Origin of the sequence: Micromonospora sp. CPCC 206171 (assembly GCF_036906755.1) — a bacterium.
GTDB lineage: Bacteria > Actinomycetota > Actinomycetes > Mycobacteriales > Micromonosporaceae > Micromonospora > Micromonospora purpureochromogenes.
Map to the genome: position 1 here is coordinate 318,144 of NZ_JBAKHT010000003.1, position 26,767 is coordinate 344,910.

Annotated in this window: 27 protein-coding genes and 1 tRNA gene; 10 read left to right on the top strand and 18 right to left on the bottom strand. The window is 73.0% G+C overall.

The window, feature by feature from the left end; translation table 11 throughout:
* Positions 1-45: 45 nt before the first annotated feature.
* From V6U89_RS06505 to V6U89_RS06540, 8 genes are all read right to left on the bottom strand, one after another.
* On the bottom strand, positions 46-864 hold the full coding sequence (locus V6U89_RS06505) for a 3'(2'),5'-bisphosphate nucleotidase CysQ (RefSeq protein ID WP_334569843.1): 819 nt from the start codon (positions 862-864) through the stop codon (positions 46-48).
* Between the two features lie 117 nt (positions 865-981).
* A complete protein-coding gene (gene pth, locus V6U89_RS06510) occupies positions 982-1,572 on the bottom strand; it encodes an aminoacyl-tRNA hydrolase (protein WP_334569726.1) in 591 nt (196 codons plus the stop codon).
* A gap of 193 nt (positions 1,573-1,765) precedes the next feature.
* Positions 1,766-2,473: a 50S ribosomal protein L25/general stress protein Ctc gene (locus tag V6U89_RS06515; protein WP_334569727.1), complete on the bottom strand. Its 708-nt coding sequence runs from the start codon at positions 2,471-2,473 to the stop codon at positions 1,766-1,768.
* Positions 2,474-2,760: 287 nt separating this feature from the next.
* Positions 2,761-3,741 (bottom strand): ribose-phosphate diphosphokinase, encoded by a 981-nt coding sequence (locus tag V6U89_RS06520; RefSeq protein WP_238449438.1) that lies wholly within the window; start codon positions 3,739-3,741, stop codon positions 2,761-2,763.
* 51 nt (positions 3,742-3,792) lie between these two features.
* Positions 3,793-5,322: a bifunctional UDP-N-acetylglucosamine diphosphorylase/glucosamine-1-phosphate N-acetyltransferase GlmU gene (glmU, locus tag V6U89_RS06525; protein WP_334569728.1), complete on the bottom strand. Its 1,530-nt coding sequence runs from the start codon at positions 5,320-5,322 to the stop codon at positions 3,793-3,795.
* A gap of 101 nt (positions 5,323-5,423) precedes the next feature.
* Positions 5,424-5,495, bottom strand: a tRNA-Gln gene (locus tag V6U89_RS06530).
* A gap of 46 nt (positions 5,496-5,541) precedes the next feature.
* Complete coding sequence (locus V6U89_RS06535) at positions 5,542-5,790, bottom strand: hypothetical protein (RefSeq protein WP_334569730.1); 249 nt, start codon at positions 5,788-5,790, stop codon at positions 5,542-5,544.
* A 58-nt stretch (positions 5,791-5,848) separates the two neighbouring features.
* The gene (locus V6U89_RS06540; RefSeq protein ID WP_334569731.1) at positions 5,849-6,061 is read right to left on the bottom strand and encodes a hypothetical protein; all 213 of its coding nucleotides are present in this window, start codon (positions 6,059-6,061) and stop codon (positions 5,849-5,851) included.
* Between the two features lie 120 nt (positions 6,062-6,181).
* Here V6U89_RS06540 and V6U89_RS06545 point away from each other — a divergent pair, with 120 nt between their 5' ends.
* Both V6U89_RS06545 and V6U89_RS06550 read left to right on the top strand, forming a co-directional pair.
* Positions 6,182-7,138, top strand: a complete 957-nt coding sequence (locus tag V6U89_RS06545) for an acyl-CoA desaturase (protein ID WP_442933874.1) — start codon at positions 6,182-6,184, stop codon at positions 7,136-7,138.
* A gap of 117 nt (positions 7,139-7,255) precedes the next feature.
* Entirely contained in the window at positions 7,256-7,933 is a 678-nt protein-coding gene (locus V6U89_RS06550) for a TetR/AcrR family transcriptional regulator (RefSeq protein ID WP_334569844.1), read from the top strand.
* A gap of 12 nt (positions 7,934-7,945) precedes the next feature.
* Here V6U89_RS06550 and V6U89_RS06555 read toward each other — a convergent pair whose 3' ends face one another.
* From V6U89_RS06555 to V6U89_RS06585, 7 genes are all read right to left on the bottom strand, one after another.
* Positions 7,946-8,422, bottom strand: a complete 477-nt coding sequence (locus V6U89_RS06555) for a DUF4383 domain-containing protein (protein ID WP_334569733.1) — start codon at positions 8,420-8,422, stop codon at positions 7,946-7,948.
* A gap of 175 nt (positions 8,423-8,597) precedes the next feature.
* Positions 8,598-9,053: a DUF4383 domain-containing protein gene (locus V6U89_RS06560; protein WP_334569734.1), complete on the bottom strand. Its 456-nt coding sequence runs from the start codon at positions 9,051-9,053 to the stop codon at positions 8,598-8,600.
* A 115-nt stretch (positions 9,054-9,168) separates the two neighbouring features.
* The gene (locus tag V6U89_RS06565; RefSeq protein WP_334569735.1) at positions 9,169-10,971 is read right to left on the bottom strand and encodes an ABC-F family ATP-binding cassette domain-containing protein; all 1,803 of its coding nucleotides are present in this window, start codon (positions 10,969-10,971) and stop codon (positions 9,169-9,171) included.
* A gap of 290 nt (positions 10,972-11,261) precedes the next feature.
* Positions 11,262-12,218, bottom strand: coding sequence for a 4-(cytidine 5'-diphospho)-2-C-methyl-D-erythritol kinase (locus V6U89_RS06570; protein WP_334569736.1), 957 nt, complete (start codon positions 12,216-12,218; stop codon positions 11,262-11,264).
* Positions 12,215-12,355, bottom strand: a complete 141-nt coding sequence (locus V6U89_RS06575) for a hypothetical protein (RefSeq protein WP_334569737.1) — start codon at positions 12,353-12,355, stop codon at positions 12,215-12,217. The genes V6U89_RS06570 and V6U89_RS06575 overlap by 4 nt, the downstream gene beginning before the upstream one ends.
* A 9-nt stretch (positions 12,356-12,364) precedes the next feature.
* Entirely contained in the window at positions 12,365-13,234 is an 870-nt protein-coding gene (rsmA, locus tag V6U89_RS06580) for a 16S rRNA (adenine(1518)-N(6)/adenine(1519)-N(6))-dimethyltransferase RsmA (RefSeq protein WP_334569738.1), read from the bottom strand.
* Positions 13,235-13,266: 32 nt separating this feature from the next.
* A complete protein-coding gene (locus tag V6U89_RS06585; protein ID WP_334569739.1) occupies positions 13,267-14,166 on the bottom strand; it encodes a TatD family hydrolase in 900 nt (299 codons plus the stop codon).
* An 82-nt stretch (positions 14,167-14,248) separates the two neighbouring features.
* Between V6U89_RS06585 and V6U89_RS06590 the strand changes: the two genes are divergently transcribed.
* On the top strand, positions 14,249-15,475 hold the full coding sequence (locus V6U89_RS06590; RefSeq protein ID WP_334569740.1) for a hypothetical protein: 1,227 nt from the start codon (positions 14,249-14,251) through the stop codon (positions 15,473-15,475).
* Between the two features lie 71 nt (positions 15,476-15,546).
* The gene (locus V6U89_RS06595; RefSeq protein WP_334569741.1) at positions 15,547-16,398 is read left to right on the top strand and encodes an alpha/beta fold hydrolase; all 852 of its coding nucleotides are present in this window, start codon (positions 15,547-15,549) and stop codon (positions 16,396-16,398) included.
* A gap of 68 nt (positions 16,399-16,466) precedes the next feature.
* Here V6U89_RS06595 and metG read toward each other — a convergent pair whose 3' ends face one another.
* Positions 16,467-18,269 (bottom strand): methionine--tRNA ligase, encoded by a 1,803-nt coding sequence (metG, locus tag V6U89_RS06600; protein WP_334569742.1) that lies wholly within the window; start codon positions 18,267-18,269, stop codon positions 16,467-16,469.
* A gap of 161 nt (positions 18,270-18,430) precedes the next feature.
* Here metG and V6U89_RS06605 point away from each other — a divergent pair, with 161 nt between their 5' ends.
* Positions 18,431-19,312, top strand: a complete 882-nt coding sequence (locus V6U89_RS06605) for a hypothetical protein (protein WP_334569743.1) — start codon at positions 18,431-18,433, stop codon at positions 19,310-19,312.
* A gap of 12 nt (positions 19,313-19,324) precedes the next feature.
* Here the strand turns inward: V6U89_RS06605 and rsmI are convergent, their stop codons facing one another.
* The gene (rsmI, locus tag V6U89_RS06610) at positions 19,325-20,164 is read right to left on the bottom strand and encodes a 16S rRNA (cytidine(1402)-2'-O)-methyltransferase (RefSeq protein ID WP_442933880.1); all 840 of its coding nucleotides are present in this window, start codon (positions 20,162-20,164) and stop codon (positions 19,325-19,327) included.
* A 91-nt stretch (positions 20,165-20,255) separates the two neighbouring features.
* On the opposite strand from rsmI, the gene V6U89_RS06615 reads away from it, so the two are divergent.
* From V6U89_RS06615 to V6U89_RS06625, 3 genes are all read left to right on the top strand, one after another.
* Positions 20,256-21,920: a dolichyl-phosphate-mannose--protein mannosyltransferase gene (locus V6U89_RS06615; protein ID WP_334569745.1), complete on the top strand. Its 1,665-nt coding sequence runs from the start codon at positions 20,256-20,258 to the stop codon at positions 21,918-21,920.
* 499 nt (positions 21,921-22,419) lie between these two features.
* A complete protein-coding gene (locus tag V6U89_RS06620; protein WP_334569746.1) occupies positions 22,420-23,691 on the top strand; it encodes a VWA domain-containing protein in 1,272 nt (423 codons plus the stop codon).
* 1 nt (position 23,692) lies between these two features.
* Positions 23,693-24,463: a peptidase gene (locus tag V6U89_RS06625; protein ID WP_334569747.1), complete on the top strand. Its 771-nt coding sequence runs from the start codon at positions 23,693-23,695 to the stop codon at positions 24,461-24,463.
* A 42-nt stretch (positions 24,464-24,505) separates the two neighbouring features.
* Here the strand turns inward: V6U89_RS06625 and V6U89_RS06630 are convergent, their stop codons facing one another.
* A complete protein-coding gene (locus V6U89_RS06630) occupies positions 24,506-24,775 on the bottom strand; it encodes a hypothetical protein (protein WP_334569748.1) in 270 nt (89 codons plus the stop codon).
* 262 nt (positions 24,776-25,037) lie between these two features.
* Between V6U89_RS06630 and V6U89_RS06635 the strand changes: the two genes are divergently transcribed.
* Positions 25,038-25,691, top strand: coding sequence for a 4'-phosphopantetheinyl transferase family protein (locus tag V6U89_RS06635; protein ID WP_334569749.1), 654 nt, complete (start codon positions 25,038-25,040; stop codon positions 25,689-25,691).
* A gap of 115 nt (positions 25,692-25,806) precedes the next feature.
* Positions 25,807-26,703, top strand: a complete 897-nt coding sequence (locus V6U89_RS06640) for a hypothetical protein (RefSeq protein ID WP_334569750.1) — start codon at positions 25,807-25,809, stop codon at positions 26,701-26,703.
* Positions 26,704-26,767: the final 64 nt, after the last annotated feature.

The following is a 26,767-nucleotide window of genomic DNA, read 5'->3' on the forward strand; positions in this document are numbered from 1 at the left end:
ATTCCAGACCTTTCCGGTCGGATACATCAAGAACAAGCGCTCAGGCTACCCGGAATGTCTCTGCAGCGCTGCAAGCAACCGAGTGGCGAGATCCTTGCGGCAGACCAACAGGTCCGGCAGCCGCGGATCCGCCTCGTTGTATTTCAGCGCAGAACCGTCGATCCGGGAAGCGTGCAGGCCGGTGGCCGTCGCCACAGCGATCGGAGCGGCCGAGTCCCACTCGTACTGGCCGCCCGCGTGGATGTAGGCGTCCACCTCACCGGTCACCACCGCGGCGATCTTCGCACCGGCCGAGCCCATCGGCACCAGGTGCGCGCCCACGTCCTCCGCCAGATCGGTCAGAAACACCGGCGGCCGGCTCCGGCTCGCCGCCAGGCGCAGCGTCCGCCCGCCACCCGCGGTCGCCGCCTCCAACGTCAGCGGCGGGTACGCCGGCGGGTAGTCCGTGCCGAGCACCCGGTGCTGCGCCGGCAGCCCCACCGCCCCCGCCACCAGCCCGTGCGGCGTCGGCGCGTTGCGCGCCCAGAGCGCCACGTGCACCGCCCAGTCCGAGCGCCCCTCCTCGGCGAACTCCCGGGTGCCGTCCAGCGGGTCGACGATCCACACCCGGTCGGCGGTCAGCCGGGACACCGCCGCGGGGTTCACCTCCGCCGCCCAGGCCAGCCGCGAGCCCTCGTCCTCCTCCGACAGGACCGCGTCACCGGGCCGCCACCGGGCCAGCTCGGTACGGATCAGGTCGTGCGAGACCTTGTCCCCGGCCGACTTCAGGGCACCCGGGTCCGCGAAGCCCATCTCGGCCCGCAACCCCAGCAACGCCTGCCCGGCCCGCGCCGCCAGCCACCGGGCGAACGCGCCGTCGATCATCGGAGGACTGCCCACGTACCACTCCCGTCGCCTCGCCGCGATCCAGGTCGCGGGTCGCGGCACGCCAGAAGGCGCAGACTACCGGCCGGGGCGGCCCGTGCCCGGTACGCCCCGCCCTCAGGCCCCGTGGTACGCGTTCTGCGTCGGCTCCACACCCTTGGTGACCACCGACTCCACCACGTCCGCCGCCCGGTCCACCAGGAACTCCAGCTCCTTGCGCTCCGCAGCGCCGAAATCCGACAGTACGTAGTCCGCCGGGTCCTGCCGCCCCGGCGGCCGGCCGATGCCGAACCGCACCCGGACGTACTCCTTCGTCCCCAGCGACTTCGACATCGAGCGCAGGCCGTTGTGCCCGCCCTCGCCGCCGCCGATCTTGATGCGCAACTGGCCGTACGGGATGTCCAGCTCATCGTGCACCGCGATCACCCGCTCGGCGGGGATCTTGTGGAACTGGGCCAGCGCCACCACCGGACCGCCGGAGAGGTTCATGTACGTCAGCGGCTTGACCAGCACCAGCTTCGGCCCACCGAACCCCAGCCGCCCCTCGGCGACCTCCGCCACCGCCCGCTTGTGCCGACCGAACTTCGCCCCCACCCGACCCGCCAGCAGGTCGGCGACCATGAAACCGACGTTGTGCCGGTTACCGGCGTACTCCCGACCGGGGTTGCCCAGGCCGACCACCAGCCACGGCCCCACCTCGTCCGTCACGTCCCGTCCCTCCCGCTCCGCGCAGCACCGCCGTCATCGTCCCGCCTCGCCCGCCGGCGCCGCCGGGCAGCACCGCCGTCACCGTCCCGCCTCGCCCGCTGGCGCCATCGGACCACACCGCACGTGTCCCGATACGCCGACAGGCGCCCCCCGCTGTCCGCCGGGAGCGCCTGCCGTAAACGTTGCGAACCGATCAGGCCTCGGTCTTGGCCTCGGCGCTCTCCTCGCCACCGGCGGCGGCCGGCTCGCCGGCCTCGGCGCCCTCGGACGACTCGGCGGTCTCCTCGCCGACCCCGGCCTCGATCTGCTCGTCGGCCACCTCGACCTCGGGCAGGGTCGCCTCGAGCTGCTCGGCGGTCGGGGCGGCGGTCACCGAGGCGACCAACAGCTCCGCGTCGGCGGCCAGCTCGACGCCGGCCGGCAGCTGCACGTCGCCGGCGGTCACCTGGGTGCCGGCCTCCAGGCCCTCGATCGAGGCCTCCAGGTGGTCCGGCACCTTGGTGGCGTCGGCGGTCACCGAGAGGGTGTCGTGGTCGTGCACGATCAGGGTGTCCCTGGCGGCCTCGCCGGTCAGCTGGACCGCGACCTCGACGGTGACCTTCTCGCCCCGGCGGACCAGCAGCAGGTCGACGTGCTCGAAGGTGTCCTTGATCGGGTCACGCTGGATCGCCTTCGGCAGCGCCAGCACCTGGGTGCCGTCGCTCACCTCGATCGCGAAGAGCTGGTTCGCGCCGCCCTTGCGGATCGCGGCCGCGAACTCGCGCGCCGGAAGCGCGATGTGCTTGGGCTTCTCGCCGTGGCCGTACAGCACGGCGGGCACCTTGCCGGCCCGGCGGGTACGACGGGCACCACCCTTGCCGAACTCGGTACGGGGCTCGGCGCTGATCTTTACCTCGGACACGGGGAAACTCCTGATGCTTTCGCTACGGCGGCTTGTCGTCTTGCGGTGCTGGGGCGAGGGGCTCGCTGGGGCTCATGCGTCATGAACGACTGCCCGGAGCACCGCGTCGATGACGGTGCCTCCGTGCGGCGCTTTTCAGCGGCCCGCCGGGCACCCTCGCCGTGGCAACCGCACCAGTCTACCCGAGCTGATTCCGAGGTTTCCGGCAGTCCCCTCATCACCGTTGCCGCCGGCGCGTCGGCCGGCGGGAACGGTGCGGCGCCGCGGTCACCGCCGCGGCGCCGCGCTCAGCTCAGGCCGCCGAAGAGGGTGGTCACCGACCCGTCGTCGAAGACCTCGCGGATCGCCCGGGCCAGCAGCGGCGCGATCGACAGCACGGTGAGCTTGTCGAGCTGCTTCTCCGGCGGGAGCGGCAGCGTGTTGGTCACCACGATCTCGCTGATCGGGCTGTTCTTCAGCCGCTCGGTCGCCGGGTCCGACAGCAGGGCGTGGGTGGAGGCGACGACGATCTCCGCCGCACCGGACTCCTTGAGGATGTCGGCGGCCTTGCTGATCGTGCCACCCGTGTCGATCATGTCGTCGACGATCAGGCAGACCCGACCCTCGACCTCGCCGACCACCCGGTTCGCCACCACCTGGTTCGGCTTCAGCGGGTCCCGGGTCTTGTGGATGAACGCCAGCGGGCAGCCGCCCAGCCGGTCGGTCCACCGCTCAGCCACCCGCACCCGGCCCGAGTCCGGCGCGACCACCGTCATCGGCCGGCCGGCGTACTTGTGCTCCACGTACTCGGCCAGCACGTCCATCGCGAAGAGGTGGTCCACCGGGCCGTCGAAGAAGCCCTGGATCTGCGCGGTGTGCAGGTCGACCGTGAGGATCCGGTTCGCGCCGGCGGTCTTCAGCAGGTCGGCCACCAGCCGGGCCGAGATCGGCTCCCGACCCCGGTGCTTCTTGTCCTGCCGGGCGTACGGGTAGAACGGCAGCACCACGGTGATCCGCTTGGCCGAACCGCGCTTCAGCGCGTCGATCATGATCAGGGTCTCCATGACCCAGGTGTTCACCCCGTGCGTGACGGACTGCACCACGAAGGCGTCCGAACCGCGCACCGAGTCCTTGAACCGTACGAAGATCTCGCCGTTGGCGAACTCGTACGCGTCGGAAGGCGTCGGCGCGACGCCGAGCACCTCACCGATCTCCTTGGCCAGCTCCGGAAAGCCACGTCCGGAGAAGAGCATCAGGCTCTTGCGGTTTTCGGCGACGATGCTGCCCATGGGCCCGTCTGCTCCCGTTGGTCGGTGGTTCCCGGCGGCGGAAGCCGGGGACTATTCGGTTGCAGTATCCCCCGCGGCCGACGGCCTTCCCACGGTCTCGGCATCCCCGTGGATTGCCTCACCTTCCCTTGCGACCGGCGTGTCGGCCGACGCACCCTCCGCCAGCGCCCGCTCCGCCGCCGCGGCCGACACCGTGCCGGCCCGCTTGCGGGCCACCCAGCCCTCGATGCTGCGCTGCGGGGCCCGGGTCACCCCGAGCGCGCCCGGCGGCACGTCCTGCGAGATCGCGCTACCCGCCGCCACGTACGCCCCCGCGCCCACCTCCACCGGCGCGATCAGGCTGGTGTCGCAGCCGATGAAGGCCGCCTCGCCCACCACGGTGCGGTGCTTGTTCACACCGTCGTAGTTCACGAAGATCGTCGCCGCGCCGATGTTGGCCTTCGCCCCGATCGTCGCGTCACCCACGTACGACAGGTGCGGCACCTTGGCGCCCGGACCGATCTCGGAGTTCTTCACCTCGACGAAGGTGCCGACCTTCGCCTTCTCGGCCAGCCGGGCGGCCGGGCGCAGGTACGCGTACGGCCCCACGCTGGCCCCCGGACCCACCTCGGCACCCACCGCGTGGCTGCGCAGCACGGTCGCCGCCGCCCCCACCAGGGTGTCGATCAGCGTCACGTCCGGCCCGACGACGGCCTGCGCGCCGACGGCCGTCGTGCCCCGCAGCTGGGTGTTCTGGTCGATCACCGCGTCCCGCTCCACGGTGGCGGTGACGTCGATCCAGGTGGTCTCCGGGTCGAGGATGCTCACCCCGGTCCGCATCCACGCCTCGTTGACCCGGTCGCGCAGCAGCCGGCGCAGCCCCGCCAGCTCCACCCGGTCGTTGCAGCCCAGCGTCTCGACGTGGTCCGCGGCGACGTGCACGCCCACCGGCTCCCCGGCCGAGACGAGCAGGCCGAAGACGTCGGTGAGGTACTCCTCGCCCTGGTCGTTGTCGGTGGAGAGCTTGCCCAGCGCATCCCGCAGCCGCACCGCGTCGAACGCGTAGATGCCGGCGTTGATCTCCCGCAGCGCGCGCTGCGCCGGGGTCGCGTCCCGCTCCTCGACGATCTGCTCCAGCCGCCCCGCGGAATCGCGCACGATCCGGCCCAGGCCGGTCGGGTCGGGCACCTCGGCGGCGAGCACGGTCGCCGCCGCGCCCTCGCCCTCGTGCGCCGCCACCAGCGCGGCCACCGTCTCGGCGCGCAGCAGCGGAACGTCCCCGTTGATCACGACCACCGTGCCGGCGGCCTCCGGCACCGCGTCCAGCGCGATCCGCACGGCGTGCCCGGTGCCGAGCTGCTGCGCCTGGAGGACCGGGGTCGCGTCCGGGGCGATCTCGGTCAGGTGCGCGCGGACCTGCTCCGCTCCGTGACCGACCACCACCACGGTGCGGTCGGCGGCCAGCGGCGCGGCCGCGGTCAGCACGTGACCGAGCAGCGTACGACCGAGCAGCGGGTGCAGCACCTTGGGCAGCGCCGACTTCATCCGCTTGCCCTCACCGGCGGCGAGCACGACGACGGTACGGAGGTGGGGCTGGGGCACGACGTGGCTCCCGTCGGGAAGGCGACAGTCTCGCGGTCATGCTAACCAGACTGACGGGCACTTAGTCCCATACCCCACGTGCGGCGCGATATCAGAGAAGGCTCGGCCGCCAGGGTTCGAACCTGAAACACGGGTACCAAAGACCCGGGTGTTGCCAATTACACCACGGCCGACTGTGACGCAAGACAGCTTAGCGCCTCCCTCTCAGGGGCCCCACCCCTACGTGATCGCTGCACCGAGCCCTGCGACGAGACCCTCGATCCTCCAGTACAGCTCTCGGCTCCGCGGCACATCGATTACCAGGCAGCCGTGGTACTCCTCCTGCGTGTTGTAGCGGATCGTCGGCCGATGGCGCTTCAGCGTCGCCCGCTGAAATCGGGTGGCCGGTAGCTCGAGTGTGTGGACCCACCACTGCTCGGCAGCGGCGACATCGGCGGACTCGTGAATGCTCACCCGGTAGGTCGGCACGTTTCGGTCGACTCCGCACGTTTCAAGGAAGCGGAGGAACAGCCGGAGTAGGCGGGCATCACTGTTGATGAACTGAACGTGGTCCTGACGTCGCCAGGGTTTCGACTTGGATCCCTCGCACCAGTAGATCGCCGCGCCCAGGAGCTGCAGATCCGCGCAGCAGCTCGTGCACCCGGTTGCGGCCGAGACCGGTCCGGGCCCGGATCTGGCGGACGGACAGCTTCTCCTCGACACGCAGGCGGCGCACCTCGTCGGCGGACGGATCGCTCATGGCCGGAACGTTAGAACAGGCGTACGGCACGTCCTTTATTCATGTCCGCAACTGTTCACTCCATCAGGACGGAGCCCTAAGTTACGGTGACGTAGGCGTATATCTGCGCTGGGAGGTGCCATGTCGACCGTGACGGACGAGAGTGCCACCGGGCCGAAGCCGCTGACCCAGGGCCCGCAGTCCACGGGTATCCTGATCGCCCTGTGGGCCTTCGTGGTCGTACCCTTCCTGGCCCTGCTCGCCGCCGTCCCGGTCGCCTGGGGCGGTTGGCTGAGCGGCCCGGACCTGGCCATCGCGGCCTTCTGGTACCTGCTCTCCGGGCTGGGCATCACCATCGGCTACCACCGGTACTTCACCCACGGCTCGTTCAAGGCCCCGCGGCCGGTGCGGGTGGCGCTGGCGGTGGCGGGCTCGTTCGCCGTGCAGGGCGAGATCATCCAGTGGGTCGCCGACCACCGCCGGCACCACGCGTTCTCCGACGCCGAGGGTGACCCGCACTCGCCGTGGCGCTACGGCGAGAGCGTCCGTGGGCTGGCCCGGGGCCTGTTCCACGCCCACGTGGGGTGGCTGTTCGGCCGGGAGCTGTCCAACCGGGCCCGGTTCGCTCCGGACCTGCTGGCCGACCGCGACACCCGGCGGGTGGACCGGCTCTTCCCGCTGCTGGTGGTGGTCTCCGTGCTGGGGCCGGCGGTGATGGGCGGCCTGGCGACCTGGTCCTGGTCCGGGGCGTGGACGGCGCTTTTCTGGGGCGGTCTGGTCCGCATCGCGTTGCTGCACCACGTGACCTGGTCGATCAACTCGGTCTGCCATGTCTACGGCGAGCGGCCGTTCGCCGTGCGCCAGGGCGACCGGGCGTCGAACTTCTGGCCGCTGGCGCTCCTGTCGTTCGGCGAGAGCTGGCACAACCTGCACCACGCCGACCCGACGAGCGCCCGGCACGGCGTGCTGCGCGGCCAGGTGGACATCTCGGCCCGGGTGATCTGGCTGCTGGAGAAGGCCGGCGCGGCGCGGGACGTCCGCTGGCCGAAACCGGATCGGATCGCCGCCAAACTGGTGAAGCCGGCCGCACGGCGCTGAAACCGGGCGATGCCTGTGGAGGTTACCTGGCAGTATGGCCGGGTGACCGAGGCAGACGGGCACGGCGGCAGGTACATCCCACGACAGGGCGTCACCGAGCGCCGGCGAGGTGACGAGATGGCGGACGAGGCCACCGACGGACGGCGGCGGGCGGCGGGCGCGGCGGCCGCGAAGCCCACCTCCCGGGTACGCATGTCCGCGTCGCAGCGGCGGGAGCAACTGATCTCGATCGGCCGGCAGATCTTCGCCGAGCGCGGTTTCGACGCCACCTCCATCGAGGAGGTGGCGTCGCGGGCCAAGGTGTCGAAGCCGGTGATCTACGAGCACTTCGGCGGCAAGGAGGGCCTCTACGCGGTGGTGGTCGACCGCGAGGTGCGCGCCCTGCTGGACCGGATCACCACGGCGTTGACCGCCGGGCACCCGCGTGAGCTGCTGGAGCAGGCGGCGCTGGCGCTGCTCACCTACATCGAGGAGGAGACCAGCGGGTTCCGGGTGCTGGTCCGGGAGTCGCCGCTGATGTCGGCGACGGGCAACTTCAGCAGCGTGATGAACGACGTCGGGCACCAGGTGGAGCACATCCTGGCGGCCGAGTTCTCCACCCGGGGGTACGACCCGAAGCTGGCCGAGCTCTACTCGCAGGCCCTGGTCGGGATGGTGGCGTTGACGGGCCGCTGGTGGCTGGAGGTGCGCAAGCCGCGCAAGGAGACGGTGGCGGCGCACCTGGTGAACCTGTCCTGGAACGGGCTGTCCCACCTGGAGGCGAAGCCGGGTCTGATCACCCGCAAGCGGGCCTGACCGCCGGCCGGTTCAGCGGGTGCCGGCCCGCGCGACCGGGTGTTCCCGGCGGCGGCGCTCCTCTTCGGCGTGCTCGTCGGTGCCGACCTTGTCGTAGAGGCCGGTGGCGAGCAGCAGCAGCCCGAAGAGCATCGACACGATCACCGTGGACATGGAGAAGTTCAGGAAGTTCGCGGTGGTCTGCAGGACGGACATCATGGCGAGGCTGGTGACCATGAAGACCGCTCCGGCGGTCAGGTTCATGTAGTGGCCGAGGTTGCTGCGCCGGGACGCCCCGACCATCAGCACGATCCCGAAGACCACGGAGACCAGCGAGAACGCCAGGTTGGTGCGGAGTCCGAGCGCCCAGTTGGGGCCCCGGTCGAAGAGCGGCTGCCCCCAGGTCTCGAAGACGCCCCAGACGCCGAAGACCAGGATGTAGAGCCCGACCAGCCCGGCGAAGACCCGGTACAGCGGGCGCGCCGGATGGTTCACCGGAAAGTGCGCCATGACCCCTCCATCCGAGAAGACCTCTTTCCGGAGAATTGTCCCTCAGATCGGACTCCGCCGTCCGGTGAACAGCCGGCCGGGCACCGGGCCAACGAGAGATCCCGCCCCGCCCGGGAGCAAGCCAACGGACGAAGCGGGACCACAGACGGTTGTCGCCGGAGCGCAACCACCAGGATCAGAGGACGAGTCGGGCCTTCTCGAAGGCTTCCTTCTCCTCGTCGGTGCCGACCTTGCCGTACATGCCGGCCATCAGCAGGACCAGGCTGAGCGTCAGCACCACGATCACGGTGAGGATGCTGAAGTTGCCGATGTTGGCGTCGGTCTGCAGGAACGCCAGCTCGGCCAGGCCGAGCACCATCAGGCCGTAGGCCAGGAACTGGTTGATCGCCACGTCGAGGTTGCGGCCGATCACGGTGCCGGCCAGCACGACGATGCCGAGCAGGATGCTCAGCAGCGAGAATCCGAGGTTCGTCCCCTGACCCAGGACCTTGGTGTCATCCTGGGCGAAGAGGTCGTTGCCGGCGCTCGCGATGACGCCGAGCACACCGAAGACCACCAGGTACAGACCAACGAGCCCGCCGATCGCCCGGTAGATCGGCCGCGCGGGGTGGTTGACGGGGGTATGGGCCATGTCTGAGTCTCCAACGCCGTGGGGATGAGAGAGGTCGACGACGATTGTCCCGCACGCCGGGATGTGACGCCGCACACGGCCCCCGTCTCGGGGCGGGACGGGCGCGCGGCGGCGGTCAGAGCGGCGGGATCTCGTCGGCCAGGGTGAGCCAGGTCTCCTCGGTCCGCTCGCGCTCGGCGCGTACCTCCTTGAGCTGCGCGTCGAGTTCGGCCACCTTGGCGTAGTCCGTGGCGTGCGCGGCGAGCTGGTCGAGCAGCCCGGTCTCCTTCTGTTCCAGCTTGGCGATCTGCCGTTCCAGCCGGCTCAGCTCCTTGCGGGCCTGCCGGGCCTCGGCGGCCGACATGCCGGCCGGGGCCGCGGCACCCGGGGCGACCGGGGGAGCCACCGGGACCCGCGCCGGCTCCGCGCCGCCGGCCCGCGACAGGTACTCGTCGACCCCGCCGGGCAGGTGCACCAGCCGGCCGTCGCCGAACATCCCGTACGCGACGTCGGTGACCCGCTCGATCAGGTAACGGTCGTGGCTGGCCACGATGATCGTCCCGGGCCAGGAGTCGAGCAGGTCCTCCAGCGAGGCCAGGGTGTCGGTGTCCAGGTCGTTGGTGGGCTCGTCGAACAGCAGCACGTTGGGCTCGCCGGCGAGCAGGCGGAGCATCTGCAACCGGCGGCGCTCCCCACCGGAGAGGTCGCTGACCGGCGTCCAGAGTCGCCGGTCGTCGAAGCCGAAGATCTCGGCGAGCTGGGCGGCGGAGATCTCCCGGTCGCCGAGCTGCACCCGGCGGGCGATCTCCTCGACGGCTTCCAGGACGCGCAGGTGGCCCGGGAGTTCGGCCAGTTCCTGCGACAGGAACGCGGGCCGGACGGTGGAGCCGGTGTGGAACCGGCCGCCGTCGGGCCGGGTGACGCCGGCGAGCATCCGCAGCAGGGTGGTCTTGCCGGCGCCGTTGCGGCCGAGGATGGCGATCCGGTCACCGGGGCCGACCTGCCAGGTGGTGTCGTGCAGGATCTCCTTCGGGCCGGCGTGCAGGCGGACGTGCTCCAGGTCGTACACCTGCTTGCCGAGCCGGGCGGTGGCGAGCCGTTGCAGCGACATGGTGTCGCGCGGCGGCGGGACGTCGGCGATGAGCGCGTTGGCCGCGTCGATCCGGAACCGCGGCTTGGAGGTACGGGCGGGCGGGCCGCGGCGCAGCCAGGCGATCTCCTTGCGGAGCAGGTTCTGCCGGCGGGCCTCGGTGGCCGCGGCGACCCGCTCCCGCTCGGCGCGCGCGAGGGTCCAGGCGGCGAAGCCGCCCTCGTAGGCGCGGACGGCCTGGTCGGCGACCTCCCAGGTGGAGCTGCAGACCGCGTCCAGGAACCACCGGTCGTGGGTGACCACGACCAGCGCGCCCTTGCGGCCGACCAGGTACTTCGCCAACCAGTCGACGCCGCCGACGTCGAGGTGGTTGGTGGGCTCGTCGAGGATCAGCAGGTCCGACTCGCGGACCAGCAGCGCGGCCAGCGCGACCCGGCGCCGCTCGCCGCCGGACATCGGGCCGACGGGCTGGTCGAGGCCGAGGTGCGGCATGCCGAGGCCGTCGAGGATGGCGCGGACGCCGGCGTCGCCGGCCCACTCGTGCTCGGCGCCCATGCTCTGGCCGAGCCAGGCGGTGCCGAGCACCACGTCCCGGACGGTGGCCTCGGGGGCGAGGGTGAGGCTCTGCGGCAGCCAGAGGACCCGCAGGTCGCGGCGGTGGGTGACCCGGCCGTCGTCCGGTTCCTCCTGCTTGGTGAGCAGCCGCAGCAGGGTGGACTTGCCGGCGCCGTTGAGGCCGACCACGCCGATCCGGTCGGCGTCGTCGAGGCCGAGCGAGACGTCGGTGAGCAGCGGCCCGGCAGCGCCGTACCCCTTGGACACCCGGTCCAAATTGACGATGTTGGCCACGACCTCACCTCCCATGATCAAGGCGTCCCGGTGCCGGCTGGCACCTGGGGACGCCTGACCTCCAAGGGTACGCGGACCGCCCGGCCGCCCGCGCCGCGCGGCTCGGGCCGGAGCGCCCGCGCGGCCCGGCGCGCACGATCAACTCCGGGTCGCCGGAACGGGGGTGTCCCCGGCACCCGGACACCCCCAGGTCGCCGCCCTGGAGTCGATCTTGCGGGCGCGACGCGCCGTGGCGCTCCCCGGGCGAGGCCGGCGCCCGGGGTGTCGAGGGGCGCGGGACGACGCGCCGGTCAGGTGATGCGGGCTCCGGCGACCGGGCCGTGGGCGACCCGGGCCTCCCGGCACACCTCGGCCGCCTCCAGATCGCCGGCGATCCGCTCGGCGTGGGCGGCGTCGGTGGCGAGGAAGACGCAGGTGGGGCCGGAGCCGGAGACGATGCCGGCCAGCGCGCCGGCCGCCTCGCCGGCCTTGAGGGTGTCGGCCAGCGACGGGCGCATCGCCAGCGCCGCGTCCTGGAGGTCGTTGCCGAGGGTGGCGGCGAGCACCCGGGGGTCGCGCTGGCGCAGCGCGGCGAGCAGCGCGTCGGTGCTGCCCAGCGGCTCACCGGCGCTGCCGGCATCGCGGAGCCGGTCCAGCTCCCGGTAGGCCGCCGGGGTGGACAGGCCGCCGTCGGCGACGGCGACCACCCAGTGCCAGGAGGTGGGGCGGGCCAGCACCGGGCTGACCGCCTCGCCCCGGCCGGTGCCCAGCGCGGTGCCGCCGTGGATCAGGAAGGGCACGTCCGAACCGAGGTCGGCGGCGATGCTGGCCAGCTCGTCGCGGGACAGCCCGGTGCCCCAGAGCGCGTCGCAGGCGACCAGCGCCGCGGCCGCGTCGGCGCTGCCGCCGGCCAGGCCACCGGCGAGCGGGATCTGCTTGCGCAGGTGCAGCCGGGCGTGCGGTATCACCCCGGCGTACCCGGCGAGGGCGTGGGCGGCCCGGATCACCAGGTTGGTGTCGTCCAGGGCCAGCTCGCCGGCGCCCTCGCCCTCCATGGTCAGGGTGAGCGTGTCGCCCCGACGGGCGGTGAGCTCGTCGTGGATGGAGATGGCGTGGTAGACGGTGTTCAGCTCGTGGTAGCCGTCGCGGCGCAACGGCCCCACCCCGAGGTGCAGGTTGACCTTCGCCGGCACCCGGACGCGGACCGGTCCGCTGGCGCCGCGCCGCTGCTGCTCGTCGTCTTCGTCCGGTCGCCAGGCCTCGGTCACGGGGCGAGGTCCCGCCGGCGCGGGCGGATGTCGAACGGCTTGGTCACGATCAGCTCCTCGGCGGAGTCGGCGGCCGGCTCGCGGCGGCCGTCAACCAGGTCGTACGCGTACACGTGCGGCGTGCCCCCGGCGGACACGGCGCCAGCCTACTGCGCGGCGGGCGCGGCGGCCGGAGCCGACGCGGCGATGGCGGCGAACTGCTCTACGGTGAGTGACTCCCCGCGTGCGCCGGGGTCGACGCCGGCCGCGGTGAGCGCCGCGGCGGCCCGGTCGGCGCCGCCGGCCCAGCCGGCCAGCGCGGCGCGCAGGGTCTTGCGGCGCTGCGCGAACGCGGCGTCCACCACGGCGAAGACGCGCTGCCGGGGGACGTCGGCGCGGGGCGGTTCGCGGCGGGTGAAGGCGACCAGGCCGGAGTCGACGTTGGGCACCGGCCAGAACACGTTCGGTGGCACCTTGCCGGCGGCGCGGGCCCGGGAGTACCAGGCCAGCTTCACCGACGGGACGCCGTACACCTTGGAGCCGGGACCGGCGACGAGCCGGTCGGCGACCTCCTTCTGCACCATCACCAGGCCCTGCCGCAGGGTGGGCAGCTCGGCCAGCAGGTGCAGCACCACCGGCACCGCGACGTTGTACGGCAGGTTCGCCACCAGCGCGGTCGGAGCCGGGTCGGCCAGGTCGGCGGCGCGGACCCGCAGTGCGTCGGCGTGGTGCACGGTGAGCCGGGCGGCGTCCGGGCCGGCGTGCCGGGCGGCGGTCTCCGGCAGCGCGCCGGCCAGCGTCCGGTCGATCTCCACGGCGTGCACGTGGGCGGCGACCGGCAGCAGGGCCAGGGTGAGTGAACCGAGCCCCGGCCCGACCTCCAGCGCCACGTCGTCCGGGGCCAGCCCGGCGGCGGTGACGATCCGGCGGACCGTGTTCGGGTCGTGCACGAAGTTCTGGCCGAGCTTCTTGGTGGGGGCGACGCCCAGCCGGGCGGCCAGTTCCCGGATCTCCGCCGGGCCGAGGAGTCCGGTCACGCCCCGTAGCGTATCGGCGGGACCGGGCCCGCTCACCACGGGCCGAAGACCCGGTCGCCGGTGGCGGAGATGGCGGCGCAGAGTTCGTCGAGGTCCGCGCCCGTGGTGTCGGCCAGGAACCGGACCGTCAGCGGGATCAGGTACGACGCGTTCGGCCGCCCCCGGTGCGGCATCGGGGTCAGGTACGGCGCGTCGGTCTCCACCAGCATCTGGTCGAGCGGAGTGAGCGCGGCGGCCTCGCGCAGCGCGCCGGCGCTGCCGAAGGTGACGGTGCCGGCGAAGCTGAGCAGGTAGCCCCGGCGGACGCACTCGGCGGCGAAGTCGGCGTCGCCGGAGAAGCAGTGCAGCACCACGGTGTCCGGCGCGCCCTCGTCGTCGAGGACGCGCAGCACGTCGGCGTGCGCGTCCCGGTCGTGGATCACCAGAGCCCTGCCGTACCGCTTGGCGATGGCGATGTGCGCGCGGAAGCTCTCCTCCTGCGCGCCCCGCCCCTCGTCGCCGGTACGGAAGAAGTCCAGCCCGGTCTCGCCGACGCCCCGGACCCGGTCCCGGGCGGCGAGCGCCTCGATCTCGCGCAGCGCCTCGTCGAGGTCGGCCAGCCGGGGCGCCTCGTTCGGGTGCAGCGCGACGGTGGCGAGCACCGCCGGGTACTTCTCGGCGACGTCGGCGCCCCAGCGGGAGGAGGCCACGTCGACGCCGACCTGGACCAGCCGGTCCACGCCGACGGCGGCGGCCACCTCGATCGCGGCGGCGACCGGGTCGTCGGCGGGACCGCCGCCGGGCACCCCCGCCTCGCTGACCGTGATGTCCAGGTGGGTGTGACTGTCGAGCACGGGTCGGGGCAACGCCTCCGGCGCGGGCGGGAACTCCCCGGCCCGGCGGGCGGCCCGCTGCTTGCGGGTTTCGGTCGGCTCACTCATCGCGGCCAGCATCACACACCGCCACCGGGCCATGTCTCCGGGACGCCATCGACTGTTCACCGGCCTGGCATGAGCCACGATTACCGTCTGCAGGATGACCGTCACCCATCAGGCCAGCGACACGGGGTTGCGCGTCGTCCACGAGGGCACGACGTACCCGGCGGAGGAGATCGCCCGGGGCGCGGCGTACGAGTTGTTCCGCGCCGACGAGGCACCCGGTTTCGAGTGGGCGCCCCGGCCCGGCTCGGCGCTGCCGTGGCGCAGGTTCGTCCACGTGACCGAGGTCGGCGCGGTGCAGGGGGCGGCGGAGCCGGCCGAGGAGCCGGAGTCGCCACTGCTGGTGCCGCTGCACCGGGAGCGCGGCTGGGCGTACGTGCACCAGCTCAGCCAGCAGCCCGCGGCGGCCGGGGACCCGACGCTCACCACCGTGCGCGCCTCGGCGGTGGTGCGCCGCGGCACCCGGATGGTCAAGGTGCTCTCCGCCCAGCAGCTCGCCGGCTACGTACGGGGTTGGCTGCCGCACGGCTTCTGCTACCGGGAGCACGACGTGGCGCACCTGCGTACGCCGGCGGCGCTGGCGGTGCTGCGCGGTGACGGCGCGGGCGGCGGCGACGACGTGGCGTACGTGCTGCGCTGGCGGGCGGCCGACCCGGTCGACTACGACGTGCCGGTCGGCCCGGCGCACCGGGGCCTGCTGGCGCTGCCGCCCCGGGACCGGCTCGGCCCGCCGGTGCTGGGCACCGGCTTCGTGCCGAGCAACGCGCAGCTCATCCCGGAGTTCGTCACCCGGGACTGCGCCGACCTGCCGCTGCCGGCGAACGCCACCCTGCTGGCGTACACCGCCGAGGGGGTGGAGGTGGTGCTCTACAGCTACCAGGCGGAGCAGCGCGGCTGGCTGCGGATGGTCGGCCCGCAGTGGCGGCACCTGCTCGCCGCGGTGCCGGAGCTCTCCCCCGACCAGGATTACCTGCCCACCGGCGACGCGCCCCGCTCGACGCAGCTGGTCGGCGGCCACGGCGGCACCGAGTACGAGGCGGTGGCCGACCTGCCCGGCGGCTTCCGGGTGCTGGCGATGACCCGGGCCGCCCGCTACCCGGTGGAGTGGGTGGCCCGGCGGCTGCGGTACGCGCGCTGGCGGGACGTGCCGTGCCTGGTGTTGCGGGAGGAGGCGGGGTGGCTGCGGTTGCGGCTGTGCCACCCGGACCCGGACTCGGTGGTCGACACCGGGTCGCAGTGCCACGAACGGGGCGTCTACGAGACGTGGGCACCGGGGGCGGAGGTCACCGACGACCAGGTGGTGAACCAGCCGTACGCACTGTAGCGGCCGTGGGCATAAGGGGCAGCGGGTCGGGAAAGCGCGGGCGTCCGATTTCCACGGCTCAGGAGACCCGCATGCCTTTCATCACCGTCGGGGCGGAGAACTCCGCCCCCATCGACCTGTACTACGAGGATCACGGCTCCGGCCAGCCGGTGGTGCTGATCCACGGGTTCCCGTTCAACGGCGCGACCTGGGAGAAGGTCTCCATCCCGCTGCTGAACGCCGGCTACCGGGTGATCAAGTACGACCGGCGGGGCTTCGGCGCGTCCGCCCAGCCGGCGACGGGGTACGACTACGACACCTTCAGCGCGGACCTCGACGTGCTGATGACGGAGCTGGACCTGCGGGACGTGCTGCTCGTGGGGCATTCGATGGGCACCGGTGAGGTGACCCGCTACCTGGGCACGTACGGGTCGAGCCGGGTGAGCAGGGCGGTGCTGCTGGCGCCGCTGGCGCCGTTCCTGCTGAAGACGGCGGACAACCCGGAGGGCGTCGACAAGAAGCTCTTCGACGGCTTCCAGCAGGCCATCCTGGCCGATCGGTTCGCCTACCTGACGTCCTTCTGCGACGCCTTCTTCAACTACTCGGAGAACAAGGGCAGGTCGGTCAGCGAGGAGGCGTACCGGGCGCACTGGAACATCGGCACGATGGCCTCGGCGAAGGGCACCCACGACAGCGTGTCCGCCTGGCAGACCGACTTCCGGGGTGACCTGCCCAGGATCGACGTGCCGGTGCTGATCGTGCAGGGCGACAAGGACAACGTGCTGCCGTACCCGGCGACCGGGCAGCGGCTCCAGCCGATGCTGCCGGGCAGCCAGCTGATCACGCTGAAGGGTGCCCCGCACGGCACGCCCTGGACGCACGCCGACGAGGTCACCAGGGCGATGATGGACTTCTTTAGCCAGCCCAGCATGGCCCGCGCCTGACGGCGGGGGGCGAAAAGATCGGCGGCGCGTCCCCGGGGAACACCGGGGGCCGCGCCGCCGCGTGCGGCTCAGCCGGCCAGGCGGGCCAGCTCCTCCTCGACGATGGAGGGGTCGAGCTTGCGGAAGACCGGCTTCGGCGCCGCGAGCGGCCGGCCGGCCGGCACCGGTACGGACTCCCAGCGCGCCCCGACGGTGTAGTCGCCGGTCAGCACCGGGTACGCCGGGCCGCCGTCGAGGTCGTCGACCTCCTCGATGACCGGCATCGGCGCGTGCACGCCGGTGCCGCCGAGCAGCTCGTGGATCTTCTGCGCGGAGTGCGGCAGAAAGGGTGTGAGCAGCGTGTTGGCGTCGCTGACCACCTGGAGGGCGACGTGCAGGATGGTGCCCATCCGCGGCTTGTCCGCCTCGTCCTTGAGCTTCCACGGGGCCTGCTCGGAGAGGTACCTGTTCGCCTCGGCGACCACCTTCATCGCCTCGCCGATGGCCTGCTTCTGCCGGTGCTTGGCGATCAGGTCGCCGACGACGGCGAAGCCGGCCCGGGCGGTGGCGAGCAGCGCCTCGTCGGCCTCGGTGAGCCCGGCCGGGTCGACGGGCGGGATCGCGCCGAAGTTCTTCGCCGCCATCGAGACCGACCGGTTGACCAGGTTGCCCCAGCCGGCGACCAGTTCGTCGTTGTTGCGGCGGAGGAACTCCGCCCAGGTGAAGTCGGTGTCGTTGCTCTCCGGGCCGGCGACGGCGATGAAGTACCGCAGCGCGTCGGCGTCGTAGCGCTCCAGGAAGTCCCGGACGTAGATGACCACCTTGCGGGACGAGGAGAACTTGCGCCCCTCCATGGTCAGGTACTCGCTGGAGACCACCTCGGTGGGGAGGTTGAGCCGGCCCAGCTCGCCCGACTCGCCGTCGCCTGCGCCCTCGCCGGAGTAGCCGGAGAGCAGCGCCGGCCAGATCACCGAGTGGAAGACGATGTTGTCCTTGCCCATGAAGTAGTAGCCGCGGGCGTCCTTGCCCTCGCCGTCGGCCGACCACCACTTCCGCCAGGCCTCCGGGTCGCCGGTGCGGCGGGCCCACTCGATGGAGGCCGACAGGTAGCCGATCACCGCGTCGAACCAGACGTAGATCCGCTTGTCGCCGCGGTCGCGCCAGCCGTCGAGCGGGATCGGCACGCCCCACTCCAGGTCCCGGGTGATGGCCCGGGGCTGGAGGTCGTCGAGCAGGTTCTTCGAGAAGCGCAGCACGTTGGGCCGCCAGCCCTCCCGGGTGTCGAGCCACTGCCGCAGCACATCGGCCAGGGCCGGCAGGTCCAGGAAGAAGTGCTCGGTCTCGACGAACTTCGGCGTCTCGCCGTTGATCTTCGACTTGGGGTCGATCAGGTCGACCGGGTCGAGCTGGTTGCCGCAGTTGTCGCACTGGTCGCCGCGGGCGCTGTCGTAACCGCAGATCGGGCAGGTGCCCTCGATGTAGCGGTCCGGCAGGGTCCGGCCGGTGGACGGGGAGATCGCGCCGGTGGTGACCTTGGGCACGATGTAGCCGTTGCGGTGCAGCCCCTGGAACAGCTCCTGCACCACGACGTAGTGGTTGCGGGTGGTGGTGCGGGTGAACAGGTCGTAGGAGAGCCCCAGCGCCCGCAGGTCCTCGGCGATCACCCGGTTGTACCGGTCGGCCAGCTCGCGGGGGGTGACCCCCTCGGCGTCGGCCTGCACCTGGATCGGGGTGCCGTGCTCGTCGGTGCCGGAGACCATGAGCACGTCGTGGCCGGCCATCCGCATGTACCGGGCGAAGACGTCGGAGGGAACGCCGAAACCGGAGACGTGGCCGATGTGGCGCGGGCCGTTGGCGTACGGCCAGGCGACCGCCGCGAGAACGTGACTCATGACCAGCAAGCCTAGTGACCGCGCCCCGGTGGCCGCGAACCAATAGGCCTCCCCGTGTCGGGGTCGACACCGCCGACGGTCGATCCACCTCCGGCCGTTCGTCCGATTTGTCGGCGACACGCGGCCTGAGCTGCCCGACCTCTCCCCCGACGCGGTGTCCAATGAACGCCGTGACGGGCAGACGAGCGGCACCCGGGCGTGGCGAGAAGTCCCCGGGCACCAGGACCGACCCGCCGGCCGCGCCGGCGCGGGGTGGCGCGGTCGCGCCGCAGCCGCGGGTGGTGCCGGGACCGGACGAGACGCCGGTCGAGGTCGAGCCGACCACCGGCGCGCCGGTCGACGCGGTGCCGCGCCGGGTCCCGGTCCGTCAGCCGGCGCGCGCCCCGCGCGCCGAACGCGCCACCGACGCGGGTACGGCGGACTCCGAGGCCGCCTTCTGGGCGCCGATCGAGGAGGTGCACTGGGACGGCACGCCGCTGCGCGAGGAACCGAAGCGCGGCGAGCGCCCGCCCGCCGGGCCCGCCCGAGCGCGCCCGTCGCGCGCCGCGCACCCGCCGGACCCGGTACGGGGGCTGGCGGTGCTGGTGACGCTGAGCCTGGTCGCGGCGTTCTTCGCCTGGGTGAGCGCCGGGCCGTTCTGGCTCGCGGTCGGGCACGCCCGCACCGGCACGGTGGTGATCACGGACTGCACGGGGAAGGGGCTGACCCAGCGCTGCCGGGGCGTCTTCTTCGCCGACCGGGGCCGGTTCCTCGCCCACGGGGTCCGGGTCAGCGGGGTGCCGGGCGAGGGCCGGGCCACCGGTACGGCACTGGCGGCGCGGATGACCGGGGCGGGCGACGACACCGCGTACGTCGGCACCGGTTTCGGCCGGCACCTGAGCTGGCTGCTCGGGCTGCTGGTGGTGGCCGGCTGCGGGGCCGGCATCGCCCGCGGGACCGGGGCGACCCGGCTGGCCGACGCGCGGCAGCGCCGCTGGGCAACGGCCGGCGCGTACGGCGGACCGGTGCTGATCACCGTGGGCATGCTGATCGCCGCCTGGTGAGGCCGACGCGCGTCAGGCGTGCACCACGGTGTAGACGTCGCGGCGGCGCAGCCCGTACCCGGCGGCGACCTCGCTGATCGCGTCGCGCCGGGACAGCCCGGCGGCCTCCCGTTCGGCCACCGCGGCGCGCAGCGCGTCGTCGTCGGGGCGTTCCGCCGGCCGCTCCGGAGCCCCGGCGACCACCAGGGTGATCTCCCCGCGCGGCTCGCCCTCGGCGGCCCAGTCCGCCAGCTCCCCGAGTGGCCGGCGGACGATCTCCTCGTACGTCTTGGTCAGCTCGCGGCAGAGCGCGGCCGGGCGGTCGGCGCCGAAGGTGGCGGCCAGGTCGGCCAGCGCGCCGGCGATCCGGTGCGGGGCCTCGAAGAAGACCAGGGTCCGTTCCTCGGCCGCCAGGGCGCGCAGCCGGGACCGCCGGCCGCCGGGCGAGCGGGGCAGGAATCCCTCGAAGCAGAACCGGTCGCAGGGCAGGCCGGAGAGCGCCAGCGCGGTGGTCACCGCGCTCGGGCCGGGAGCGGCGGTGACCGGCACGCCGGCGTCCAGCGCGCCCCGGACCAGCCGGTAGCCCGGGTCCGAGACGCTCGGCATGCCGCCGTCGGTGACGAGCGCGACCAGGTATCCGGCGGTCAGCACCTCGACCAGTTCCGGGGTACGCCTCTCCTCGTTGCCCTCGAAGTAGGAGACGATCCGGCCGGCCACCGTGACGTCGAGGTCCCGGGCCAGCCGGGTGAGGCGGCGGGTGTCCTCGGCGGCCACCACGTCGGCGGTGGCGAGCACCTCGCGGAACCGCGCGGAGGCGTCGGCCGGGTTGCCCAGCGGCGCGCCGAGCAGGACCAGGCGCCCGGGCTCGGACATTTCACCCACGAGAGCGCTCCTTCATCGATCGGCGTGCCGATGTCGGGGACGATGGGCGCCACCGGGCACCTCCAGAGCCTACGATCGCCGGGTGACGAGTGCGTCGACAGCGCAGAGCGCGAACGCGACCCGACCCGACCAGGGCATTCCGCCCACCGACGGTGGCGGCGTGCCGGCCGTCGTGCGTCGCCGGCTCGCCACCGTCGACGCCCGGCTGGACGTGAACTCCTGGATCGCCACCGCCGTGGTGGTGGCGATCGCCGCGATCCTGCGCCTGCTCGGCCTGAGCAGCCCCAAGGGCAAGATCTTCGACGAGATCTACTACGCCCGGGACGGCTACGGCCTGATCGACAAGGGCGTCGAGTGGAACTACAAGGACAACGGCCCGTCGTACGTGGTGCACCCGCCGCTGGGCAAGTGGCTGATCGGGTTCGGCGAGTGGGCCTTCGGCTACGCCGACCAGGAGCACAACATCTCGGTGCCGGGGCACCTGTTCACCACCGCCCCGGAGTTCGGCTGGCGGTTCTCGGCGGCGCTGGCCGGCATCCTGTCGGTGCTGATGCTGACCCGGATCGCCCGCCGGATGTTCCGCTCCACCACGCTGGGCTGCGCGGCCGGCCTGCTGCTCGCGCTGGACGGCTTCCACCTGGTGCTCTCCCGCACCGCGTTGCTCGACATCTTCCTGCTGCTGTTCGTGCTGGCCGCGTTCGGCGCCCTGGTGCTGGACCGGGACGCCCGGCGGCGGCGCTGGGCCCGGGCGTTGGACGACGGGCTCGACCCGGCCGCGCCGGGGCGGGTCGGGCGACCGGCCGGCGGCTGGCGGACCTGGCCGTGGTGGCGGCTGGCCGCCGGGGTGCTGCTCGGCTGCGCCTGCGCGGTGAAGTGGAGCGCGCTGTACTTCGTGCCGGCGTTCGCGCTGCTGGCGTTGCTGTGGGAGGTCGGCGTCCGGCGCTCCGCCGGGGTACGCCGTCCGTGGCGCGACGCGCTCCTCGACGAGCTGCCCTGGCTGGTGCTCGCCGGGCTGCTGCTGGTCGTGACGTACCTGGCCACCTGGTCGGGCTGGCTGCTCGGCGACGACGGCTACTACCGGCTGGCCGCCCGCTACCCGAACACCCCGGGGCTGAGCGACACCCCGATCCTCGGCGCGCTGAACAACCTGTACCAGTACCACCGGGCGGCGTTCGATTTCCACACCGGCCTGGAGACCCCGCACAAGTACCAGTCGTGGCCGTGGCAGTGGCTGCTGCTCGGCCGGCCGGTGGCCTTCTACTGGTCGGGTGACGGTACGTGCGGGGCGCCGAGCTGTGCCTCGGAGATCCTGCTGCTGGGCACGCCCCTGCTCTGGTGGTCGTTCCTGCCGGCGTTGGCCGCGACCGCCTGGCTGGGCCTGGCCCGGCGGGACTGGCGCGCCGGGGCGATCCTGCTCAGCCTCGCCGCCGGCCTGCTGCCCTGGTTCTGGTTCGCCCTCGACGGTCGGACGATGTTCTCCTTCTACGCGGCCCCGGCGCTGCCGTTCCTGGTCCTCGCCGTGGTCTACGTGCTGGGGGCGATCGTCACCCCGTCCGAGGGCGGCGCGGCGACCGAGGCGGACCTGACGCGCGGCGACGACCGCCGGCTGATCGGCGGGGTGATCGTCGGCGCGTACGTGCTGCTGGTGGCGCTCTGCTTCGCGTACTTCTACCCGATCTTCGTGGGCAACCTGCTGCCGTACGACGACTGGTCGGCGCGAATGTGGCTGGACGGCCGCTGGATCTGACCCCGCACCCGGGGGCGGCCGCGGCGGGCCGGGCGGAAGACACCGGCAGCGCGGGGGCGGCGCACACAATGAAGCGCGCCCCGATCGCCTGCCACGGGGGAAGCGGGCGATTGGGGCGCGCAAGACAAAGCTTAACCACCCTTCGGCACCGGCACAACGGGGCGACTCGGGTCAGATTCCCGACCGATGTCAAGGCGGAGAGAGGTTTACCTCCGGCAATTGACGGATGGTCACCATTCTGTCGACGGTCTGCCGCAAAGCGCGTGTAGGTCCGTACCGTTTCCTGCCCGAACACGAGGATCACCGCCGGACGGACGGTGGAGGGTCCGGCACCGGGACGGCGCACGAGAAGCACACGGACGCGCACCCGATCGACCCGGACGTGACGGGGCGCCGGGCCGAAGTCGCGCGCCGGACACCCGGGGCGGAAGGCGACAGGAAGGCTCGCCCAGCCGCCCCCAAATGATCATCCAAAATGGACGCCACTACACTCCGCCCGGTGATCAACAAGAGACGACCGGCGGCCGTCCTGATCGGACTGCTGGCGGCCACCGTGCTGACCGGTCCGGCGCCGGCCGTGGCGGACGACGAGACCCCCGCCGAGCCACCGAAGGTCGAGCTGGTGCTCGATGTCAGCGGCTCGATGCGGGCCCGGGACATCGACGGCCGCAGCCGGATCTCCATCGCCCAGCAGGCGTTCAACGAGGTGGTCGACGCGCTGCCCGAGGAGACCCAGCTCGGCATCCGGGTGCTCGGCGCGACCTACCGGGGCAAGGACAAGAAGCAGGGCTGCCTGGACACCCAGCAGATCGTGCCGGTCGGCCCGGTCGACCGGGTGCAGGCGAAGGCGGCGGTGGCCACCCTGCGGCCGACCGGCTTCACCCCGGTCGGGCTGGCCCTGCGCTCCGCCGCGCAGGACCTCGGCACCGGCACCACCGCCCGGCGGATCGTGCTGATCACCGACGGCGAGGACACCTGCGCCCCGCCGGACCCCTGCGAGGTGGCCCGGGAGCTGGCCGCCCAGGGCACCAAGCTGGTGGTCGACACCCTCGGCCTGGCCCCGGACGAGAAGGTACGCCGGCAGTTGCTCTGCATCGCCGGCGCGACCGGCGGCACGTACACGGCGGCGCAGAGCGCCGACGAGCTGACCGGCCGGATCAAGCAACTGGTGGACCGGGCGAAGGAGACCTACACCGCCGCGCCCACCGTGGTCGGCGGCACGGCGGAGTGCGCGAACGCGCCGCTGCTCGGCTCGGGCGTCTACAGCGACCGGGAGGCGTTCTCCGAGCACCGCTGGTACCGGGTGCCGGTGCGGCCGGGGCAGGAGCTGCGCGCCTCGGTCAGCGTGGCCCTGGACCGACCGGTGAACCCGGACCACGGGGTGCTGCTGCGGGCCACCGCCGCCGACGGCCGGGAACTGGTACGCGGGGTGGACGCCGGCAGTGGGCGTACCGACGTGGTCTCGGCGGGCCTGCGCTGGTCGGCGACGGAGGACGGCGCCACGCCGACGCCCGGTGCCACGCCCGTCCCCGCCACGACGGTGTGCCTGGTGGTGAGCAACTCCTTCGCGCCCCGGCCGGGCACCCGGGCCACGCCGGGGATGCCGGTCGAACTGACCGTCGACGTGGTCGCCTCGTCCCCCGCCCCGGCCGCGCCCGACCTGGGCCGGGGCTGGGTGCTGCTCGCCCTGCTCACCCTGGCCGGCCTGCTCACCGGCCTGGTCGCCGGGCTGCTCACCCGCTGGTGGGTCGCCACCTGGAGGGAGAACTGAGATGCGTACCCCGATGATGCTGGCGGGGGCGACGCTCGCCGCCGGGCTGGCCCTGCCGGCCGTTCCCGCCGCGGCGGCCGCCCCCACCCCGTCGCCCGGCGCCACCCCGGTCACCCGGGCCGGCACGTCCTTCCTCACCGCCACCGGCATCGCCGCCGGCCAGCCGGTACGGGTGCGCGCCTCCACCGGCGACCACCTCTACTGGTCGTTCCCGGCCTCGGCCGGACAGCGGCACGAGATCAGCGCGACGGTGTCGCTGCCGAAGGCCCGCACCGGAGCCTCCGCCTGGACGGTCGAGGTCTTCGACGGGCTGCGCCGCCGGCAGTCCTGCACGGCCGGGGCGCAGACCCCGACGGTGGACGCGGCGGCCGGCAGTGTGTCGCTCGGCTGCACCCTGCGCGAGGTGCGCTCCTGGGCCGAGCCCTGGTCGGCGGATCCGCTGCCCGGCACCTACCACGTCCGGCTGTCGGTGACCGAGCTGCCCGAGGCCGACCTCGGGCTCCCGGTCGACGTCGACCTGCTGGTCAGCGCGGACGGCGACGGCTCACGCGACGACGGCGAGCTGAAGGCGCCCCTGGTGCCGAACACCAAGGCGGGCACGGTGCTGACGGCTGAACCGGCGGCGACCCCGGCCGAGCAGGCGGACGGCGGGTTCGGCGACCGGCTGCCCGCCCTCGGCTCCCGGTGGATCTGGAGCACGGCCGGCGCGGTCCTGGCGGCGGTGGCCGGCGTGGTCGGCTTCGCGCTGACCCGCCGTCCCCGCCGGCCCTGACCGGAGGCGGTGGCCGCCCGACCGAGGGCGGTCACCGCCCGCTCAGGTCCTGAGCGGCCCCCGGGGGACCCAGCCGATGAACCGGTCCTGAAGGGACGCCATCGGGGCGGCGCGCAGGTCGGCGCTGGCGGCCGCCAGACAGGAGCCCAGGTAGACGCTGAGCGAGGCGCGGTCCACCTGGTACTCGCTGAGCAGCCGGGTGCGTTTGGTCGGACACGGCCACTCCTCGCCGCAGGAGTCGCAGGTCCACGCCGGTGTCACCGGAACGTGCTCGTCGGGGTGGGAACCCGAGGGTGCCGGGGCACCGATCATCGTCACTTCCTCTCGGATGGTCGTACCTGGCACCGGCCCGCCGCGTCGACGACACGCGGACGCCGGAAGATCCCCCGCGACGACCTAACAGCGCTACGGGACGCTCCGGCGTTACACGGTTGCGGTACGTTCACCGTCGATGGCTTCCACGAACCTCGCCGCCGAGCGAGGTGACGCGCTGGCCCGAGTCGCCGCCCGTGCCGGCCGACCGGCTCGACGCCGAACGGGGCAGACTGTCGTCGTACCTGAAAGGGGATGGGTGATGCGTGACCTGCTGCCGCCGACCGTCTCGGTCGTGGTGGCCGGGCCGACGGACTGGGCGGGCAAGCTGCTCCCCGCCGAGCAGAGCGGTCTCGGGGCGCGCGCGGTGGAGAGCCGGCGGCGCGACTACACCGCCGGCCGGATCTGCGCCCGGCGGGCGATGGCCGAGCTGGGGCTGCCAGAGCTGCCGGTCCCGGCGGCGGCGGACCGCTCCCCCGCCTGGCCGGCCGGGCTGGTCGGCACCATCACCCACACCCGCGGCTACTGCGCCGCCGCGGTCGCCCGGGCGACCGAGGTGCGGTCCGTCGGGATGGACGCCGAGCGGCACCGCGAGCTCACCGAGGGGGTACGCCGGCTGATCTGCCGCCCCGAGGAGGAGGAGCACTGCGCCCGGCTGCCGGCCGGCACGTCCTGGCCGCTCGTGCTGTTCAGCGCGAAGGAGACCGTCTACAAGGTCTGGCACCCGGTGGTCGGCTCCTGGCTGGACTTCCAGGACGCCACGATCGAGCTGAACCCGGACGCCGGGACGTTCACCGCGCGGATCGACCCGGTACGGGTGGCGGCGGCGACGGTGGCCGACCCGCCGTCCGTCGTCATCGGACGCTTCGTCATCGAGGGCGACCTCGTGCGCACCGCGGCCGTGCTGACGCATTGACTGTTCGGCCCGGTCCGGATCGACGAACGGCGGGTCGGCCCCGAGACAATTCCGCGTTGCTGGCACCGACTAGCGTCGAAGAGTTCCCGATGCAGCCGAAGTGCCGAGGAGTACGGTGAGCCAGCCCCAGCCCCCTTACGGGCCGCAGGACCCCAACCAGCCGCCCGTCGATCCGTTCCCCACGGCGCCGGTGCCGCACCAGCAGTACCCCGCGGACCCGACCGCGCCGCTGCCGCCGGTCTCCGGCAGCCCGTACCCGCCGTACGACCCGAACGCGTCGATGCCGCCGGTCTCCGGCGCGCCGTACCCGCCGGTCTCCGGCGGCGGCTACCCGCCGGTGTCCGGTCCCGGCTACCCGCCGACGCCAGGCCAGCCGCTCGGCCCGCCCATGCAGTCCGGCGCGAAGAAGAAGCCGTGGGTCATCATCGGCATCATCGTCGCCGTGCTGCTCCTGCTCTGCTGCGGTGGAGGCATCGCCGCCCTGGTCGCCGGCGGCAAGAAGGCCGCCGACAAGGCGGAGGAGATCGAGCGCTCGCTGCCCACCCCGCGCACCACCGCCGCGCCGGCCTTCCCCGGCACGAAGCCCTCCGCGTCCGCCTCGGCCGACGGCGAGACCTTCAACATGGAGCCCGGCGACACCCTGGTGATCGAGGACGACGAGGGCACCATCGAGATCACCATCCGGAAGTTCTCCACCTCCACCAAGGGGTGTCGCTCCTACGCCCCCGCCCCGGACAAGGGCCTCTACCTGATCGCCGACGTCACCGCGACGGTCACCAAGGGCAAGGCGTCGATCAACCCGTTCTACTTCCGGTGGGTGGCCGAGGACGGCACCACCGTCAACGGGCTGGCCGGTGCGCTCTCCGGCTGCGGCGGCGACATGCTGGACTCCGGCAGCGGCATCCGCGCCGGCAGCAAGCGCTCCGGCGCGGTGGTCTTCGACGTCAAGGACAAGAAGGGTGTTGTCGAGTACCAGCACAAGTTCGAGGCCGCCGGCTCCTGGAAGCCGTGACCTCCCCGGTTCCGTGGCGGGCCGGTTCCCCATCGTGGGAGCCGGCCCGCCCCCGTTCCTCGGC